At 43.6% G+C, this 1,879-nt stretch carries 2 protein-coding genes; both read right to left on the bottom strand.

Annotated features, from left to right (window positions below; all coding sequences use genetic code 11):
* A partial coding sequence (locus ABNT28_RS10970) for an ATP-binding cassette domain-containing protein (RefSeq protein WP_348721624.1) occupies nt 1-370 on the bottom strand: 370 nt, incomplete at its 3' end.
* A gap of 85 nt (nt 371-455) precedes the next feature.
* Complete coding sequence (locus ABNT28_RS10965) at nt 456-1,436, bottom strand: ABC transporter substrate-binding protein (protein WP_348721623.1); 981 nt, start codon at nt 1,434-1,436, stop codon at nt 456-458.
* Nucleotides 1,437-1,879 lie beyond the last annotated feature (443 nt).

The raw sequence follows: 1,879 nt of genomic DNA, 5'->3' as shown, positions 1-1,879 counted from the left end.
CAATATCGAGCCATTTTTCAACAAGGGCAGCGCTTTCTTCGGGGTCGGTCTTTTTCATCCGCAGACCAAAGTCAACATTCTTGGAAACGGTCAGCCATTCAAACAGGGCACCTTGCTGGAAAACCATACCGCGTTCTGCGCCCGGTGCCTCAATTGGCACGCCGCCAAGATCCAATTTACCGCTGGTTGGCGTGATAAAGCCAGCGACCATATTGAGTAATGTGGTTTTGCCACAACCAGATGGCCCCAGAACAGTTAGAATTTCACCATGTTTTAGGTCAAATTCGATATCTTTCAGCGCCTCTATTTTGGAACCCGACATCAGATCCCGAAATGTCATACAGAGGTCTTTGCAATGCAGGTCAGCCATTTACTTGAAATTCCAACTTTTAGCTAAGTAGCAAACAAGGCCCGACATGCGAGCCTTGTTCTATGTTTATGTCAGTTAAGTCTGATTAGTTAAGAAACTCACCAGTAATAACTTTGGCGATTTTTTGATCAACGTTCCAAGCACCAGCCTTTTTAAAGACCAGACCAAGAGATTCGGCTGCTGAAACACCTACACCGTTAACACCAAAATATTTTTCGTTTTGCTCATCTGGCGACAAAAAGATGAAAGTATCCATTTGGTCTTTTGTATCTTTTACGCTCATTCCTGCATCTTTAGCAACTTTTGCAAGTTGTGCTGAACTGCCACTCCAATCCGCGTTTGCCTCATGCGTAACCTCAAGGAAAGTTCTCAAAAGATCAGGATTTTTTGTTGCGAAATCTTCAGTGACGGATATTACATCAAAAGATCCGATGCCAGCATCAACCTTTTGTGCATCAGTCATGATTGCTGTGCCTACTTCAGCTGCTGCCTTGCTAGAATTTCCACCAAATATACAAGCCATATCAACATTGCCATCAGCAAGTGACTTGGCACCGTCAGCTGGCTCCTGGTCAACAATTTCTAGCGTTGAAATATCGACTTTGAAATGGTTCATGTAGCTACGAAATGCAAAGTCGGCCATTGTGTTTAATGGTACAGCAACGGTTTTGCCTTCAAGCTCAGAAGCATTTGACGCGTCAATACCCAGACCGTTTTTGATGTAACAGTTGTTTGCGGGATACTCCATTGCAACGGCAACCATTTTCAGCGGATGGCCTTGCTGAATCGCTGTTACAAATGGGGACAAACCTTGTGAGTAAGCAATATCAATATCACCAGCCAACATCGCTTCGGTCATAGCAGTGCCCGTTTTAAAATCAGTCCAGTTCACGTCAACGCCCATAGCTTCGTCATAGGCTTTCTCAACTTTTGCAATCTGGTTTGGGGTTGCCCATTCCAGGAAGAAAGCAACATTAACACTATCAGCGGCGTGCGATACAGTGGCTGTTGTAAGCGCCATTGCACCAACAGTCATTGCCATTGCAGTTCCTAAAATCTTTTTCATTCTTCAAGTCTCCCTTTCACATGCATTCATATCCAACTGTTTGGATATGCCGCATAAATTAATATTTTACGTCTATGATCTGATAGCCTATTCTGGATTTGCGAAGTTTACAAGCCAACAATATCGGCGACCTTCACTATAGCTTATTGTTACAATTGAATTTTATACTGTTCTGAACACGGCTGAACATGACGCATGTGAAACGAAACATAGTCACTATCACGTAATTCTGCAGACGCGTAGATTTTGCAGATGAAACAATGGCCATCTTCAGGAAACAGCTAGTAAGCCAAAGACAAATAACTTTTAACTTTGTCGTCCATCCGAGCGTATGCGATGGCGTGCTTCACGGCTTGCCAAGCTGTCTAGCTTTTAACCAGTGCGCCGCTCAGTTCTTTGTCAGAAATATAGCCCTTCACATTGCCTTTATCATCGATAACTGA

The sequence above is a fragment of the uncultured Candidatus Puniceispirillum sp. genome, assembly GCF_963979125.1.
GTDB lineage: Bacteria > Pseudomonadota > Alphaproteobacteria > Puniceispirillales > Puniceispirillaceae > Puniceispirillum.
Note: the sequence above shows the minus strand (reverse complement) of the source record. Positions and strands in the feature narration are given on the sequence as shown.

What these genes read in the sequence shown, in the direction of transcription:
- ABNT28_RS10965 (WP_348721623.1), bottom strand. Translation starts at nt 1,436, where the DNA reads ATGAAAAAGATTTTAGGAACTGCAATGGCAATGACTGTTGGTGCAATG.